This window comes from Paraburkholderia suaedae (assembly GCF_040812055.1).
Classification (GTDB): Bacteria; Pseudomonadota; Gammaproteobacteria; order Burkholderiales; family Burkholderiaceae; genus Paraburkholderia.
Genome location: NZ_JBFOAH010000001.1, coordinates 33568 through 49251, shown reverse-complemented (window position 1 = coordinate 49251; position 15684 = coordinate 33568). Strand labels below are relative to the sequence as shown.

Annotated in this window: 11 protein-coding genes and 1 riboswitch; of the genes, 9 read left to right on the top strand and 2 right to left on the bottom strand. The window is 64.5% G+C overall.

Annotated elements, in window-relative coordinates:
• Positions 1-5: 5 nt before the first annotated feature.
• Positions 6-124: riboswitch (TPP riboswitch) on the top strand.
• A gap of 134 nt (positions 125-258) precedes the next feature.
• The 5 genes from thiC (at position 259) to ABQJ48_RS00160 (ending at position 6774) form a co-directional block, all read left to right on the top strand.
• Positions 259-2190 (top strand): phosphomethylpyrimidine synthase ThiC, encoded by a 1932-nt coding sequence (gene thiC, locus ABQJ48_RS00180; RefSeq protein ID WP_367835159.1) that lies wholly within the window; start codon positions 259-261, stop codon positions 2188-2190.
• 284 nt (positions 2191-2474) lie between these two features.
• A complete protein-coding gene (locus ABQJ48_RS00175; protein ID WP_367835158.1) occupies positions 2475-2687 on the top strand; it encodes a glycine zipper 2TM domain-containing protein in 213 nt (70 codons plus the stop codon).
• Positions 2688-3007: 320 nt separating this feature from the next.
• Positions 3008-3469, top strand: a complete 462-nt coding sequence (locus ABQJ48_RS00170) for a hypothetical protein (RefSeq protein WP_367835157.1) — start codon at positions 3008-3010, stop codon at positions 3467-3469.
• A gap of 303 nt (positions 3470-3772) precedes the next feature.
• Positions 3773-5371, top strand: a complete 1599-nt coding sequence (locus ABQJ48_RS00165; protein WP_367835156.1) for an L-lactate permease — start codon at positions 3773-3775, stop codon at positions 5369-5371.
• 476 nt (positions 5372-5847) lie between these two features.
• Positions 5848-6774 (top strand): DMT family transporter, encoded by a 927-nt coding sequence (locus tag ABQJ48_RS00160; protein ID WP_367835155.1) that lies wholly within the window; start codon positions 5848-5850, stop codon positions 6772-6774.
• 323 nt (positions 6775-7097) lie between these two features.
• Here the strand turns inward: ABQJ48_RS00160 and bamC are convergent, their stop codons facing one another.
• The gene (bamC, locus tag ABQJ48_RS00155) at positions 7098-8345 is read right to left on the bottom strand and encodes an outer membrane protein assembly factor BamC (protein ID WP_367835154.1); all 1248 of its coding nucleotides are present in this window, start codon (positions 8343-8345) and stop codon (positions 7098-7100) included.
• 465 nt (positions 8346-8810) lie between these two features.
• On the opposite strand from bamC, the gene ABQJ48_RS00150 reads away from it, so the two are divergent.
• The 3 genes from ABQJ48_RS00150 to ABQJ48_RS00140 all read left to right on the top strand — a co-directional run bounded on the left by ABQJ48_RS00150 (position 8811) and on the right by ABQJ48_RS00140 (position 12718).
• Positions 8811-9275, top strand: a complete 465-nt coding sequence (locus tag ABQJ48_RS00150; protein ID WP_367835153.1) for a DUF2844 domain-containing protein — start codon at positions 8811-8813, stop codon at positions 9273-9275.
• A 44-nt stretch (positions 9276-9319) separates the two neighbouring features.
• Positions 9320-10594, top strand: coding sequence for a DUF3443 domain-containing protein (locus tag ABQJ48_RS00145; protein ID WP_367835151.1), 1275 nt, complete (start codon positions 9320-9322; stop codon positions 10592-10594).
• A 168-nt stretch (positions 10595-10762) separates the two neighbouring features.
• Positions 10763-12718, top strand: a complete 1956-nt coding sequence (locus ABQJ48_RS00140; protein WP_367835150.1) for a glycosyl transferase family 1 — start codon at positions 10763-10765, stop codon at positions 12716-12718.
• Between the two features lie 241 nt (positions 12719-12959).
• Here the strand turns inward: ABQJ48_RS00140 and ABQJ48_RS00135 are convergent, their stop codons facing one another.
• Complete coding sequence (locus ABQJ48_RS00135; protein WP_367835149.1) at positions 12960-13457, bottom strand: hypothetical protein; 498 nt, start codon at positions 13455-13457, stop codon at positions 12960-12962.
• Positions 13458-13911: 454 nt separating this feature from the next.
• Between ABQJ48_RS00135 and leuA the strand changes: the two genes are divergently transcribed.
• Entirely contained in the window at positions 13912-15630 is a 1719-nt protein-coding gene (gene leuA / locus ABQJ48_RS00130) for a 2-isopropylmalate synthase (protein WP_367835148.1), read from the top strand.
• Positions 15631-15684: the final 54 nt, after the last annotated feature.

The window sequence follows — 15684 nt, the reverse complement described above, 5'->3', positions numbered from 1 at the left end:
GTGCGCTGCTAACGCGGGGGTCCTGCGTCGCATGGGGGTTCGAGGTCCGTGCCACGTGGGTGAGAAATACCCTTTGAACCTGATCTGGATAATGCCAGCGCAGGGAAGCGTACGGATTTCGCGCTCCAGCCCCATTGCCTCACCTCTCGCGATCTCCGACTACTTCCTTCTCGTCTCCTGCTTAGCGGCCCCGCATTGCTTTGCATGGGACCGGAGTCACGCGCTAAAGCGCGAACTCCGGCCGACACAGGAGATACGATGAACGCCAATCCGAAATTCATTTCCGCCGACGCCCACGTCGATGAAGCCGCCGTCGCGCCGCTGCCGAATTCGCGCAAGGTCTGGGTTACCGGCTCGCGCCCCGACATCCGCGTGCCGATGCGAGAGATCTCGCAGGCCGACACGCCGGATAGCTTCGGCGGCGAAAAGAACCCGCCGGTCTATGTCTACGATACGTCGGGCCCCTACTCCGATCCCGACGCGAAAATCGACATCCGCGCCGGTCTGCCGGCGTTGCGCCAGGCGTGGATCGAAGAGCGCGGCGACACCGAGGCGCTGACGGGCCTGTCGAGCGACTTCAGCCGCGAGCGCGCCGCCGACCCGGCGACCGCCGAGCTGCGCTTCCAGGGCCTGCACCGCACGCCGCGCCGCGCGATCGCTGGCAAGAACGTGTCGCAGATGCACTACGCACGGCAAGGCATCATCACGCCGGAAATGGAGTACATCGCGATTCGCGAGAACCAGCGCCGCGCTGAATACCTGGAGACGCTCAGGACGAGCGGCCCGAACGGCGCAAAGCTCGCCGCGATGATGGGCCGCCAGCATCCGGGCCAGGCATTCGGCGCGAGCGCGTTCGGTCCGAACGGGCTCACCGAAATCACGCCGGAATTCGTGCGCGAGGAAGTGGCGCGCGGCCGCGCGATCATTCCGAACAATATCAATCACCCGGAAAGCGAACCGATGATCATCGGCCGCAACTTCCTCGTGAAGGTGAATGCGAACATCGGCAACTCGGCGGTGACGTCGTCGATCGGCGAGGAAGTCGACAAGATGACCTGGGCGATCCGCTGGGGCGGCGACACGGTGATGGACCTGTCGACGGGCAAGCACATCCACGAAACGCGCGAATGGATCATCCGCAACAGCCCGGTGCCGATCGGCACGGTGCCGATCTATCAGGCGCTCGAAAAGGTCAACGGCAAAGCCGAGGACCTGACGTGGGAAATCTTCCGCGACACGCTGATCGAGCAGGCCGAACAGGGCGTCGACTACTTCACGATCCACGCGGGCGTGCGTCTGCAATACGTGCCGCTCACGGCCAGCCGCATGACCGGCATTGTGTCGCGCGGTGGCTCGATCATGGCCAAGTGGTGTCTCGCGCATCACAAGGAAAGCTTCCTGTACGAGCATTTCGAAGACATCTGCGAAATCATGAAGGCGTACGACGTGGCGTTTTCGCTCGGCGACGGCCTGCGCCCCGGCTCCATCTACGACGCCAACGACGAAGCGCAGCTCGGCGAGCTCAAGACGCTCGGCGAACTCACGCAGATCGCGTGGAAGCACGACGTGCAGACCATGATCGAAGGCCCCGGCCACGTGCCGATGCAGTTGATCAAGGAGAACATGGATCTGCAGCTGGAATGGTGCGACGAGGCGCCGTTCTACACGCTCGGACCGCTCACCACCGACATCGCACCGGGCTACGACCACATCACCTCGGGCATCGGCGCGGCGATGATCGGCTGGTTCGGCACGGCGATGCTCTGCTATGTGACGCCCAAAGAGCACTTGGGCTTGCCGAACAAGGACGACGTCAAGACCGGCATCATCACGTACAAGCTCGCCGCCCACGCCGCCGATCTGGCCAAGGGCCATCCGGGTGCGCAGGTGCGCGACAATGCGCTGTCCAAGGCGCGCTTCGAATTCCGCTGGGAAGATCAGTTCAATCTCGGCCTCGACCCGGACAAGGCGCGCGAATTCCACGACGAAACCCTGCCGAAGGATTCGGCGAAGGTCGCGCATTTCTGCTCGATGTGCGGCCCGCACTTCTGCTCGATGAAAATCACCCAGGACGTGCGCGAATTCGCTGCGCAACAAGGGGTCACCGACGACGAAGCGCTAAAGAAAGGCATGGAAGTGAAGTCGATCGAGTTCATGAAGAAGGGGGCGGAGATTTATCAGCGGCAGTAAGGCGCGGTTCGCGCAGGGCTATCACTTTTACGCCATCCGATCCGCCACAAACTCGCATCGCCGCCCGCAAGCCCGCCACTGGCGGGCTTTTTCGTTTGCACTAGCAGGCACGTTCGATGCTAAGCGTTGGGAAACGATTGATTACGAATCCCCGGGTCCGCTGACAAGCTCACACATCTGGTTACAGCACACACGGCTAGGATCAAGGCATGGACAGCGTCCTGTCTCGGGGTTTTGTCGCATGGCGATGATCACTTCCAATTACACCAGCCGGAGTCACCATCATGAAAACGATCCGTCAAATCGGTACGCTAGCAACCATCGTTGCTCTTGTCGCGGGTCTGTCGGCATGTGACGGCATGAGCCCGCGCACACGCGATACCGCGATCGGGGCAGGCCTGGGCGGCGCCGCGGGCGCGGCGATCGGCGGCAATGCGCTGTCGACGGTCGGCGGTGCGGCGGCTGGCGGCATCATCGGTAATCAGCTGGGCAAGTAGCACGTGAGCGCAGTGTCGCGCGGGAACCACGCGAGCGAGCGGCGCGGACCGGCGCAAGTCCCGCTCGCGCGGCGCGCGTGCGGGTCAGCCGACGGTTCCACCCGCGCCCCGGCGATGCCGCGGGATGCATGAACACCGCCGCGACGGCGCTTGTCGCGAGTCGAAAAAGTCCTCCTCGAGTCGGTCAACAAGCGGTCCGAAGACGCGTCGAACCAGGCGTGAAATACGCCGTTACCGTTTTGCAAGCGGGTTCCCGGTGCGGTGGCGTAAGCTGAAAGATACGTCGCGGCGAGCGGCGTCGTTGCAACCAGGAGCGCGTCATGAAGCCCCGCGTCATCAACCCTTCTCGCGCGACGAGCCAGTCTGCGCCGCACGGTTTTGCACGGCTGTCCAAAACCGGTGTTGCGCTCGGCGGCGCCCTGTGCGCGCTGACGCTCTGCGGCTGCTATTACCCGTACGGTTATTATCCGTCCGGCTACTATTATTCCCCCTACTACGCCACGGTCCCCGCGACGGCTGTTCAGCAGAACGGGGCCGAGGCGAACGATCCATCCGCGGCGCAACAGCAGCAGGCTGACGCGCAAGGGCAAGGGCAACAGCAAAGCCCATCGTACGCGGTAGCAGCGCCGCCGCCCGTTTATGTGGCGCCGCCGTATCCCGTCTACTATCCGCCACCGGTCTACCCGGCCTATTACGGTTATCCCGCCTTCTACGGACCGTCGATCGCGATCGGCATCAGCGGCCATTGGGGCGGCGGCTGGGGACATCACCACGGGCATTGAAGCTCCGCCGCCTTGCCACTTCACCGCTCTGCGTCACGGCGCGGCGCGCGCCCACCCAATGCGCCGCCGCACGCGCATCGCGTCGCTTCGGGCTGCCGGCATCCATACCGCCTCGGCCCGCTCCCGTAGTTTCCCTGCTTGACGCGCCCGCCGGGGCCTCTATGCTTGGAAAGCTTGATCAGCGCCCGTTTAAATAAGCGTCGCCGGTCCCCCACGTTCCGTCGACGCTCATCCGTCCTGCCCCTGAGACGCGCCCGTCATCCACCGCGTGCGTCGATGCAAACAAAAAGCCAAGGAGACGCGATGTTTCATCAACTACTGACCCCGGTCGGCAATTCACTTTTCCCTTCCTTTCTGGTCGCCGCGCTGCCCATCATCGTCGTGCTGGTTCTGCTCGGCTGGGCGCGGCGACCGGCGTGGCAGGCGTCGCTTGCGGGTCTGGTCGTCGGGCTGCTGGTGGCGATCCTAGTGTGGCAGTTTCCCGCCGGGCTCGCGTTCAACTCGGTATTCGCGGGCGCCGTATTTGCGTGCTGGCCAGTGATGTGGATCGTGTTCACCGCGATTCTGCTTTACAACATCGCGCAACGTTCCGGCCGCTTCGCGGCCTTCCGCATGTGGATGATCGACAATCTGCCCAACGACCGGCGCATCGTGCTGGTGGTGGTCGGCTTTTCGTTCGGCGCGCTGCTCGAAGGGATTTCTGGCTTCGGCACACCGGTCGCGATCACCAGCTCGCTGCTGATCATGCTCGGCTTTCCGACGCTGGAGGCGCTCACCTTCACGCTGATCTTCAACACGGCACCGGTCGCATTCGGCGCGCTCGGCGTGCCGATCACCGTGCTCGGCGCGGTCACCCATCTGCCGTCGGACGTGCTCGCCAAAATGGTCGGCCGCCAGTTGCCGTTCTTCGCGTTCTTTCTGCCTTTTTACGTGATCGGCGTGTATGCGGGCTTTCGCAACATGCTGCGGGTGTGGCCGGTGCTGCTGGTGTCGGGCGCGAGCTTCGCGCTGACCCAATTCGTCGCGTCGAACTACGTGAACTACAGTCTGACCGACGTGCTGTCGTCGCTGGTGTCGCTGCTGGTCACGATCGCGTTCCTTCGCGTGTGGAAGCCGGCCGCCGATCCGGCGTTCGCGGTCAACGTCGACCGCGTCGGCGAGGTGCGTGGCAAGATTGGCGGCGGCCAGGGCTGGTACCCGTGGCTGATCGTGTCGGTGGTGGTGATCATCTGGACCATCGCGAAGGTCTTCACGATCGGCGACGTGAAGGTCCCGTGGCCCGGGCTCGACAAGGCCGTGTTCATCACGCTGTACAACACGCCCTACGGTGCAGTGTGGGACTTTCAGCCGCTCGCCACCGGCACGGCGATCCTGGTGGCGGCGCTCATCACCGCGTTGGTGGTCCGGCTGAGTGCGCGCGAATTCGGCAAGGCGATCGCCGATACCTGGGTGCAGACGCGCATCGCGATCCTGACGGTGGCGACCATCGTCGGCCTCGCTTATCTGATGAACTACTCTGGGCTTACCTATACGCTGGGCCTGGGCGTGGCCTCGGTCGGACCGTTGTTTCCGCTGGTGTCGGCGTTCCTCGGCTGGACGGCGGTGTTCCTGTCCGGCAGCGATACGTCGGGCAACGCACTGTTCGGCAACCTGCAGGTGGTGGCGGCCAACCAGCTCAATCTCAATCCGGTGCTGATGGCGGCGACCAACTCGTCGGGCGGCGTGATGGGCAAGATGATCTCGCCGCAAAACATTTCGACGGGCGTTGCGACCACCGAACTCAAAGGCAAGGAAGGCGTCGTGTTCGCGAAAACCTTCAAGCACTCGATTCTGTTGACGGTGCTGCTCGGGTTGCTGGTCTGGGCGCAGCAAAACTTCCTGCAGTGGATGATTCCGCATTGAGACGATAAAGGCCTGGGCTTGGCGGGCTGCGGGTTGCAGACTTTCCAGCTTGCGCGCTGCAATGCGGGCAGACTCGCCCGGTACAGTGCGGAGCTGGCTCCGGTTGAATCTGCGTGCACGATCACGGGCGGTTCGGCGAGCGAGGTTTGCCGAACCGCCCGTGTCGTTTGTGCGACGTCCGGGCGAGGTGCGTAGCAGCCGGAACCGCCCCGGCGCGCTGAACGATTCATGCTTTAAAGCCGTGCTCGGCCTCTGACGGCATCCCTTCGCGTCACCCAGTCCCGAACGCGGCAATTTTTCTCACATCAGCGTGAGAATTGCTCGTTTTGCTTGTGGCCCGCCAACGCTTACGATCACAAGCACCGGACGCCACGTTCCCGGATCTTGCCGTTTCATCCCAATCTGAAACGTTTCCAGCGACCGCGCTGCTACGATTGCGCAGGCGTCCCGACTCAACCGCGCGCGGCGCCCTTTCGATGAAACCTCAAAACCTGTTGCAACTGCTAGTTCTCGCCGCGCTCTGGGGCGCATCGTTTCTGTTCATTCGCGTCGGCGTGACCGACTTCGGCGTCGCCCCGCTCATGGCGCTGCGGGTCGGCATCGGCGCGATCTTTCTGCTGGCCGTGCTGATCACCCGGCGGCCGCTGCGGCAATCGGCGGCGCTGCTGCGCACGGGCGCTTGGCCGTTGCTGGTGGTCGGCATTCTCAATTCGGCGGCCCCCTTCTGCCTGTTCGCGTACGCCGAACTGACGTTGTCCGCCGGCGTCACTTCGGTGATCAACGCGAGCACGCCGCTGTGGGGTGCGCTGGTCGGCTTCATGTGGCTGCGCGACCGTCTGAGCGCACTGCGCACGCTCGGTCTGGTCATCGGCTTTCTCGGCGTGCTGATGCTGGTGTGGGACCAGATCGCCGCGCCCAACGGCTCGGCTGCGACGCCGCTCACCACCGCGCTCGCAGCGGGCGCCGCGCTCGGCGCGACGCTGCTGTACGGCATCGCCGCCAATTACACCAAGCGTCACCTGACCGGCGTCGATGCGCTGACCGTCGCCGCCGGCACCATGACCGGCGCGACCATCGTGCTGCTGCCGCTCGCCGTGATCTATTGGCCGGCCGCGCCTGTCTCGCTGCACGCATGGGGCGCGGTGGTGGCGCTCGGCGTCGCATGCACCGGGGTGGCGTATATGCTGTTCTTTCACCTGATTGCCGTAGCCGGTCCGGCACGGGCTATCACGGTGACGTTCGTGATTCCCATTTTCGGCATTCTGTGGGGCGCACTGTTTCTCAACGAAGGCGTGTCGCCAGGCATGCTCGAAGGCTGCGGGGTGATCCTGGTCGGCACCGCGCTCGCGACCGGCGCGATCAAGCGGCTGCCCTGGATCGGCACGCGGCGGGCCGACACTTGAAACGGTTTGGCGCGAAGCCGTCCAGCGCGGGCTGGATGCGCTTCGCTTATAGCAGTCCCGTTCCTGCGCCGCGTGGGTCGTTTCCGGCTTGCCCGGGAAGAGTGGACGGCATTTGGGCTCGCTTCGGCCGACCCACATTCGGTTCCGCTCGCCAAAAGCCCGGACTGCGCTAAAGTGCACGCCAAACGGTCGGCCCATGCTACAGAGCTACACGCCGCGCGCCGTGCGCAGCGCAAACCTAGCAAGCCACAGCCCAAAAAAAACCGCCCGGGATCTTCCACGGGCGGTTCTTCCAACAACCACACGACCTGCTAACGCGTCGCTCAGTGCAACTGTTCGACCATCAGACTCATGATCTGCCTCGCCTGCGGGCTGTCGTCGATCGCGCCCTTGTCGTCGACCACGGCCACCCGCGTCTGATCCGGCGTCAAGGCGCGCACGTTCACGCGATACTGCCTGGCGACCTTTTCCTTCTTGCCATGAAATACCTGGCTCCAGAATCCCTGTTGAGCCGACGACATATCCTTCGGATCGACGTAGCGCACGAAGTACAGGCCGCGGCTCAGGTCGCGGTCGTCGACCGTGAAGTTGCTGCGATCGAGCGCGAGGCCCACCCGGAGCCAGGCCCGGTCATACGGCTCGCCGAGCGTGAGTTCGGTCGACGAGAACGGCGCCCCCCCGTTCGCTGAGTCCGCGTCCGGCGTCGGCTGCTGGGCCGACAGCGACACGTTCTGCGCGGCCGTGGCCACAGCCGCCGACTTCGCATTTGCATTTGCATTCGCACTCGCCTCGTTCGGCGCCGTTTGCGCGCCGGCCGGCGACAGTTCGGCCGTTTGGATGCCGCCCGACTTGCTGCGCGAATCCGCGAGCGCGAGCGCCGCCATCAGCCGTTTCAGATATTCCTGCTCGAGGCCCGGGTCGTTCGCCTTCGGCTCCCACTTGCTCGAATCGTTGTTCGTGCCGGTGAGCGCTTCGCGCATGCCCTTCTGGCTGATGAACACGTAAGTGCCGCCGTTCGGCGCCGGTTCGAGACGCGTGCGGTACTTGTTGCGCTCGGCCGTGACATAGCTGGTGCCCATCGCCTTGGACAGCGTATTGCGGATCAAGCCGTCGTTGATTTGCGGGTGCGATTCGTTCCAGTCGGTTTCCATCACGCCTTTGTCGCGCTGGTCGACCACCAGCAGGAAGCCCTGCTCCTGCCAGAAGCGGCGGATCGGCGCCCATGCCGCCTGGGGCGCCTTGTCGTCGATCACGAGCCAGCTTTCGGTGCCGTCGCGCTGGATGTGCATGCCGTTGACGGGCGGCACCACCGCCACCGAACTGTTATTCGACGGGGCCTGCGCCTGCACCTTCTGCAGCGTGGACAACGACGTTTCGCCGCCTTGCGGGGGCAACGAACGCTGATCGGCCGTCTCGTCGATCATGTTCGGCGGCACGGCGAGCGACACCTGCTTCGAGCGGGAATCGCTCCTGTAGTCGATTTTGGTCGGCGACGACGTGCCGCAGCCGGCGACCAGCCCGCCCGCCATCAGCATCACTGCAAACCGCTTGGTAAGACGAAGATCAGTCATGTTCGGGGAATCCTTCCGCAACGCCACGGCAAGTTTTCCGTGGATCAACCCAATATTTTACCGGTCCCGGCGAGCCATGTGCAAAAAGTGGGGTTTGCCCGCGCATCGCATGGCGTACGCACGCGCGCAACGCGCGGCGTGACGGCGCGGCGAGCGCCGGTTTGATCCCGCGTTTTCGTGCGTTCTCACGAGTCAAACAGGAGGTCAGTGTCGCCAGGACGCGCTACCCTCGCGCGGCATATTTAACACTCGACAACCTTTCCGAAAAGGCATGCGGACGATGCCTACATTTGCGTCAGACGATTGTTTTCAAACTAGTTTTTGAGATGTGCCCGGCCACAATTTTGAGATTGCCGCCATGCGGCGAGGCCGCCTGCTGTAATTGCCCGCAAGGCCTGGTGTTACCGTAATTCGGACATCTCAATAAAGTAAAGCGGAACACGCTGGAACAGGAGGCCGACCATCATGCACACGTCCCGTTTTCGCCGTCCCCTCGCCGTCCTGGCAGTCGCGACCGGCGCCCTCTGCGCGAGCGCGGCCGGGCATGCCGAACTGGGCGGCGCCATGCCCGATTCCGCTGACACGCTCGCGAGCGCGCCACACGTACTGCTCAACGGCGCGCTGCGCTTGCGCACGCTAACCGATGCCGGCAACACCGCTATCCACGAATACGCGACGAGCACGGGCCGGATCATCGGCTATGCGTGGCAAGGCCCGACCATGCCGGACCTCGACGCGCTGCTCGGCAAGTACGCCGGCTCCTATCGCGCCGGCGCCGCGGCGTCGGGGCACGACGGCAATCTGCACGCCTCGCGGATCGCGCGGCCGGACGTGATCGTCGAATCCGGCGGCCCGATGCGCGGCTACGTCGGACGCGCGTGGCTACCCGCCGCGCTGCCGCCCGGCGTCACCGCGGACGACCTGCAATAGCGCGGGGCCCCTCAGCTCCCGCCCAAAACGATCGAGACCTTGACATGACACCCTCCTCCCGACTTCACTGCCTGCTCATCGTGTGCGCGGTCCTGGCCGGTTGCGGCGGCGGTGGCGGCGGCACCCCGGCCAGTTCCTCACAGACCAGCCTGCCCAGCAGCGCCGGCGCCGCCAGCGCACCCGCGGGGGGCACGTCGTCGAGCGCGTCGGTCTCGAGCGCGTCCGCCGACGTGCCGCCGTCCAATACGCCGAACGTCCAGCCGATCTCGGTCACCGTCGCGCCCGGGCTCACGCGCAACTTGTTGACGACCAGCGTCACCGTCTGCCAGGCCGGCACCAGCAACTGCGCGACGATCGACAATATTCAGGTCGACACGGGCTCGAACGGCCTGCGCATCCTGGCCTCCGCATTACCGGCCAGTATCGCGCTGCCGGCAGTGCCGTCGGGCAGCGGCGTCACCGGCGAATGCGCCGCGTTCGGCAGCGGCTACGCGTGGGGCGCCGTGCGTACCGCCGACGTGCGCATGGCCGGCCAGCTGGCCGCGTCCATCCCGATCCAGCTGATCGCCGACGCGACCCTGCCCGCCGTTCCCGCCGACTGCGCAAGCGCCGGCCCGGCCATGCAGACAGTCGCGGGCGTGCACGCCAACGGCATTCTCGGCGTCGGCCTGTTCACGTCCGACTGCGGCGGCGGTTGCGCCAGCGCCGCACTGCCGCGCTGGTACTACAGGTGCAGCGCCGCGGGCAACTGCGTGGCGAGCACGCAGCCGCTCGCGCAGCAGGTGACCAATCCGGTCAGCCGCTTCGCGCTCGACAACAACGGTGTGGTGATCGACCTTCCCGCCATCGCCGACACGGGCGCGCCCAGCGTATCGGGCTCGCTGATCTTCGGCATCGGCACGCAGGGAAACAACGCGCTCGGCGGCGCGAGCGTCGTCAAGGCGAACGCGATGAACGGCTACGTGGTCACGACCCAAAACGGCCAGACCTATGCGCAAAGTTATCTCGACAGCGGCTCGAATGGGATCTTTTTCCCCGACGCGCAGCTGCAGCGGTGCGGCTACTGGTACTGCCCGAGTTCGCCGCAAACGGCCAACGCCGTCATCGCCGGCACGAACGGCTCGTCGAGCACGGTGTCGTTCGAGATCGGCAATTCCGTGCAGCTGTTCGGAACCTCCAATAACGCGTTCGACAATCTTGCCGGCGTTGCCGCACGCGGCTTCGGCTGGGGCTTGCCGTTCTTCTTCGGACGACGCGTGTACACGGCGATCGCCTCGCGCGACACATCGGCAGGCCCGGGGCCTTACTACGCGTTCTAAGGGCGCGGACGCGGCGCCATCGCGGCCGGGTCCGACGGGATAGCCGAACACGCGGAAATTTCGCAAATTCATTGGCCAGCGGAATTTGATATTGGGGGGCGGCCATAATTCAAGTTTCCCGTCAGCTTCCGTCCGGATAGTTAGCGGTCCATATTGAAAAAGCGCCCGATGCACGACCCCACATTTTCGCTCGACCATTTCGAGCAACTTGTTTATACACGGCAGCACGTCAAAGCGTCAGTCCAACTGATCGCCGCACTCGCGCTGCTGCAACACAAGCGCGGCAAGCTCGACGAGAGCTTCCTCGCCTCGGGCATGCTCGGCCTGAGCGCGGCCGAGCAGCATCAGCGCTTCTGCACGCGCCTCGCGAGCGCGGCCTCGACCTTGTTCGCCGATCCGCAGTTCGAGTTGCCGCCCGCCTGTTTCAGACTGCTGCTCACGCTGCATGAGTGGATCGGCCTCGTATTCGCCAGCACGGCGTTCGGCAACGCAGACCATGTGGCGCGCCACCTGAATCCGCGCGGTCCGCAGAACAGTGAATTTCTCGCCGGTGACCGTTTTATCGAGAAACTGTGCGTGCTGTATTCGACGGAGTCCGAACTGGAACTGGACATGGCTGCGCTGTGGGCGTGCGACAAAACGCTCGCCGCGGGCCTTGCGTTGGTCCTGCTCGCACCGGTTTTCAAAGGGTCGGCGAACGCGCATCTGAAGCGCGAGGCGCTGATCGAATGGCTGCCCGGCAAACTGCGGCAGATCGACGACCTCGACGAGTTGCCGACCGCGTTGCTGCACAACGCGTACATGTTTTGCAGCTATGCCGATACGCGTCGCCGGCATGAAATCAAGCGTGACATCAACGAACTTGTGCGGCGCAAGTTGGCGCAATTGGGGCTGACCGATCTGCCGGCGCCAAAGCCGGGGGCACAGCCCGAGTCACAGCCTGAGTCAGGGCCTGAGTCACATCCCGAGTCACGGCCGGGGTCGCAGCCGAAGTCACACCGCGAGCCGCAGCCGGCGCAACGCGGGCGCCGTACGCACAAACCGCTGATGATCGTCGTACTGGAGTGGTTCAGCGGCGCCCATTCGATCTACCGCACTCACTCGCGCACGCTCGAAGCCGCGCGGCAGCATTTCGAGGTGGTGGGCTTCGGTTTCGACTATGCGGTCGACGAAACCGGGCGCGCGGTGTTCGACCGCTTCATCGAGCTAAAGGAGCCGGATTACATCGGCGAGTGCCTGCAAACCATCCGCGACTTCGCCGCCGCCGAGCAGCCGGACGTACTTTATATGCCAAGCGTCGGCATGTTCGTGCTGACGGTATTCATGTCGAACCTGCGCGTTGCGCCGCTGCAGATCGCCGGGCTCGGACACCCTGCCACCACGCATTCGGACAAGATCGACTGGGTCAGCGTCGAGGCCGACTATGTCGGCGACCCGGCCTGTTTCAGCGAACGCCTGATGATTCTGCCGAAAGACGGGCAGCCGTACCGGCCGTCCGTGGCGCTGCCCGATATTGCCGCGCAGGCTCCGCCGCCGCGCGAGCGCCTCGAAGTCGTCGTCACCGCAAGCGCGATGAAACTGAACCCTCGCTTTCTCGACGCATGCCGCGAGATCGTGTCGCGCGCGGCGACGCCGGTCGAGTTTCACTTCATGAGCGGCGTGCCGACCGGGCTGCCGCTCGACCGGATGCGAGAGGTGATCGGCAGGGCGTTGCCGGGTGCGCTGGTGCATGGCTTTCACGACTATGCGAGCTATCTGCAGCGCGTCAATCGGGCGGACTTGTTTCTGAGTCCGTTTCCGTTCGGCAATACCAACGGTATCGTCGATGCAATCACGCTGGGTGTGCCCGGTGTGTGCAAGCGCGGGGCGGAAGTGTTCGAGCGAATCGACGGTGCGCTGTTCGAACGGGTGGGGATGCCGTCGTGGGCCGTGGCCGATACCGTGGAAGATTATGTCGCCGCTGCGCTCCGGATGATCGACAGCCATGCTGAACGCGCCGCGTTACGACGGCAGCTGATCGATACGCGGGCGGTGCAGCGGTGCTTCGAGGGGCGGCCTGAGGCGTTTGGCGAGAGCGTGTTGGCGCTCGTGCTGGCGGACAACGGTATGCGTGGGGGGATGTGACTTCAGGTGCGTGGTGATGCAGGGGTCGCATGGGGCAACTCACGCGTGGCAAGCGGCGGTGGGTTGGCGGGTTGCGGTCTGCGAAGCGGTGTTTGCCGGTGCTTTGCGGTTTTTCATTGCCTGGCGGCCGCATTGCGTTGCGCAGTTGCACTTTGCCTGGCGAATGGGCACTCACCGCCTTGCGAGAAGCGCCGCGCGACCTGTGCGGCAGCGCGCTCGCCAACACCGCTAATGACGCAGACTAACCGGCAGCTTCATCCTCGAGCGGCGCGGCAAGTTTGGCCGGCGCCAGCCAGCGGAATACGTTCAACTGCTCGCCGCGGAACGTGCACTCGGCCGCCGCTGGCAGCTTGACCGTCCGAGCCTTGGCGGGCTTGTGCGTCGACGCCTCGACATCAGAAGCTGCCACCGACGACGCCGCTGCAACGCCCGATGCGACCGACACCGGTTGCGCAACCGCCCCGCGCGGCGCGGAAGCCGCAAGCTGGGCCACGGCCGGCGTGGCCGCCGCCACTTCCGAAGCCGTCATCACATGCTCGATCGTGCCTTCGACCACCACCCGCGAGCCGTGAATGGCGACGGCCCGATGCACGACCCTGAGCGTATCCTGCGATGTGTCGGCCAGCTTGTTTCGCATCAGCTGCTCGCAGGCGCCCGAGTTCCCGGTGACAGCCGTGCATGCCGCCAGCAATGCGACAGCCGTCGTAACGCACGCGATAGTGAGTGTCCGAATCTTCATTGATGTTCCGTTTTTCAAGCCGTCGGCAATTGTAGCTTACGGACCTGTCGCTGGACATCGGACGGGCGTACCGCTTGAACGATCGGGCATTGCGCCGCTACTGCGCACGCACGAGGCGACGATGCCCCCATGCGAACCGAGCGCCGATCGCACAATCGGACCGCACGAGCCTGCGCTTCCTCGAAGCTTCGCACCGATCGGCTGCGTCGCTTGACGCGGTCCCGATAATATGTTCCCATTGCGCACTATGTACCGCGCCCAGACCACCCTATCGCTACTACTAGCCCGCTCTACCGGGCTAGGTCTGCTGCTGCGCGCTTCCACCTGATACACCGAAGCACCGCTTGATTCCCCAGTAACTGACCCAGCCCCGGTTTCCGACCGGCGGCCTCGTATCGCTTTTTCGTCGTCCGGTCGACTCCCAGCCTTCTAGTCTTAACCTCGGATGATGAAAATGTTGAAGAACCCCGCTACCAAGTATCGCTCGTTCAAGCCTATCGACTTGACGGACCGCCAGTGGCCGTCGCGCACCATTAAGCGCGCGCCGATCTGGATGAGCACCGACCTGCGCGACGGCAATCAGGCTCTGTTCGAGCCGATGAACGCACAGCGCAAGATGCGCATGTTCAAGACGCTGGTGCAGATCGGTTTCAAGGAAATCGAAGTGGCGTTTCCGTCGGCGTCGCAAACCGATTTCAATTTCGTCCGGGAGCTGATCGAAGGTGGCCATATCCCCGACGACGTGACGATCGAAGTGTTGACCCAGGCCCGCGACGATCTGATCGAACGCACTTTCGAATCGTTGCTCGGCGCGCCGCGCGCGATCGTCCACCTCTATAACGCGACCGCGCCGGAGTTCCGCAAGATCGTCTTCGGTCTGGACAAGAGCGGCGTGAAGCAACTCGCGCAAAAGGCCGCCCGCACCATGAAGCGTCTCGCCGACGCCGCGCCCCAAACGCATTTCACGCTGCAGTACAGCCCCGAAGTGTTCAGCGGCACGGAACTCGAATTCGCCAAGGAAGTCTGCGACGCGGTGTTCGATATCTGGCAACCGACGCCCGAGCATAAGGCGATCGTCAACTTGCCGGCCACCGTCGAAATGGCCACGCCGAACGTCTACGCGGACCAGATCGAATGGATGCACCGCAATCTGGCGCGCCGCGATTCGCTGATCGTATCGGTGCACCCGCATAACGACCGCGGCACAGCGGTCGCGGCAGCGGAACTCGCTGTGATGGCCGGCGCGGATCGAATCGAAGGCTGCCTGTTCGGCAATGGCGAGCGCACCGGCAACGTCGATCTGGTCACCCTTGCGTTGAACCTTTACACGCAGGGCGTCGACCCCGAACTCGATTTCTCGAATATCAACGAAGTCGCGCGCATTGCCGAGGAATGCACGCAGTTGCCGGTGCATCCGCGTCATCCTTATGTCGGCGATCTGGTGTTCACCGCGTTCTCCGGCTCGCATCAGGACGCGATCAAAAAGGGCTTTGCCGTGCAGAAGCCGGACGCGGTCTGGGAAGTGCCATACATGCCCATCGACCCGAGCGATCTCGGCCGCACCTATGATTCGGTGATCCGCGTGAACAGCCAGTCCGGCAAAGGCGGCATCGCCTATCTGCTCGAACAGGGCTACGGCGTCGCGCTGCCGCGCCGCCTGCAAGTCGACTTCAGCTCGGCCGTGCAGCGCTATACCGACGACAGCGGCCAGGAAGTCACGCCCGCGCAGATCTGGGAACTGTTCCAGCAGGAATACGTGCAAACCGTCGAACCGATTCATTACCTCGGCCACAGTCTCGCCGAGCGTGACGGGCGCGAACATATCAAGCTCACGGTCGAGATCGACGGCATGCGCCGCGTGCTGAGCGGCTCCGGCAATGGTCCGCTCGACGCGTTGATGCACGCGATCGGCGCACCGGTGCGGATCCAGCACTACGAGGAACGCGCGTTGACCCAGGGCGCGGATGCGCGCGCAGTCGCGGTCGCCGAAATGGCCGGCGCCGATGTGGCCGGCAGTGCGTTCGGCGTGGGCATCGACGCGAATCTGGTGACGGCTTCGATTCGCGCGGTGATCAGCGGCGTGAATCGCGCGTATGCGCGCGCTACCGCGCAAGCGCAGAAACGGTTCTTCGACGCTGCGTTGAACGACGCGACAGAGGAAGTGGCGGTTTAAGCGTCCGGTAGTCGCTTGACGTGCTAGGGGCGCTTCGGCGCCCCTGCGCTTTTT

Excerpts from the sequence above, each read along its gene's own strand:
- ABQJ48_RS00145 (WP_367835151.1), top strand. The coding sequence starts at position 9,320 with ATGACACCCTCCTCCCGACTTCACTGCCTGCTCATCGTGTGCGCGGTC.
- ABQJ48_RS00150 (WP_367835153.1), top strand. The coding sequence starts at position 8,811 with ATGCACACGTCCCGTTTTCGCCGTCCCCTCGCCGTCCTGGCAGTCGCG.
- thiC (WP_367835159.1), top strand. The coding sequence starts at position 259 with ATGAACGCCAATCCGAAATTCATTTCCGCCGACGCCCACGTCGATGAA.
- ABQJ48_RS00135 (WP_367835149.1), bottom strand. The coding sequence starts at position 13,457 with ATGAAGATTCGGACACTCACTATCGCGTGCGTTACGACGGCTGTCGCA.
- leuA (WP_367835148.1), top strand. The coding sequence starts at position 13,912 with ATGTTGAAGAACCCCGCTACCAAGTATCGCTCGTTCAAGCCTATCGAC.
- ABQJ48_RS00165 (WP_367835156.1), top strand. The coding sequence starts at position 3,773 with ATGTTTCATCAACTACTGACCCCGGTCGGCAATTCACTTTTCCCTTCC.
- ABQJ48_RS00175 (WP_367835158.1), top strand. The coding sequence starts at position 2,475 with ATGAAAACGATCCGTCAAATCGGTACGCTAGCAACCATCGTTGCTCTT.
- bamC (WP_367835154.1), bottom strand. The coding sequence starts at position 8,345 with ATGACTGATCTTCGTCTTACCAAGCGGTTTGCAGTGATGCTGATGGCG.
- ABQJ48_RS00160 (WP_367835155.1), top strand. The coding sequence starts at position 5,848 with ATGAAACCTCAAAACCTGTTGCAACTGCTAGTTCTCGCCGCGCTCTGG.
- ABQJ48_RS00170 (WP_367835157.1), top strand. The coding sequence starts at position 3,008 with ATGAAGCCCCGCGTCATCAACCCTTCTCGCGCGACGAGCCAGTCTGCG.
- ABQJ48_RS00140 (WP_367835150.1), top strand. The coding sequence starts at position 10,763 with ATGCACGACCCCACATTTTCGCTCGACCATTTCGAGCAACTTGTTTAT.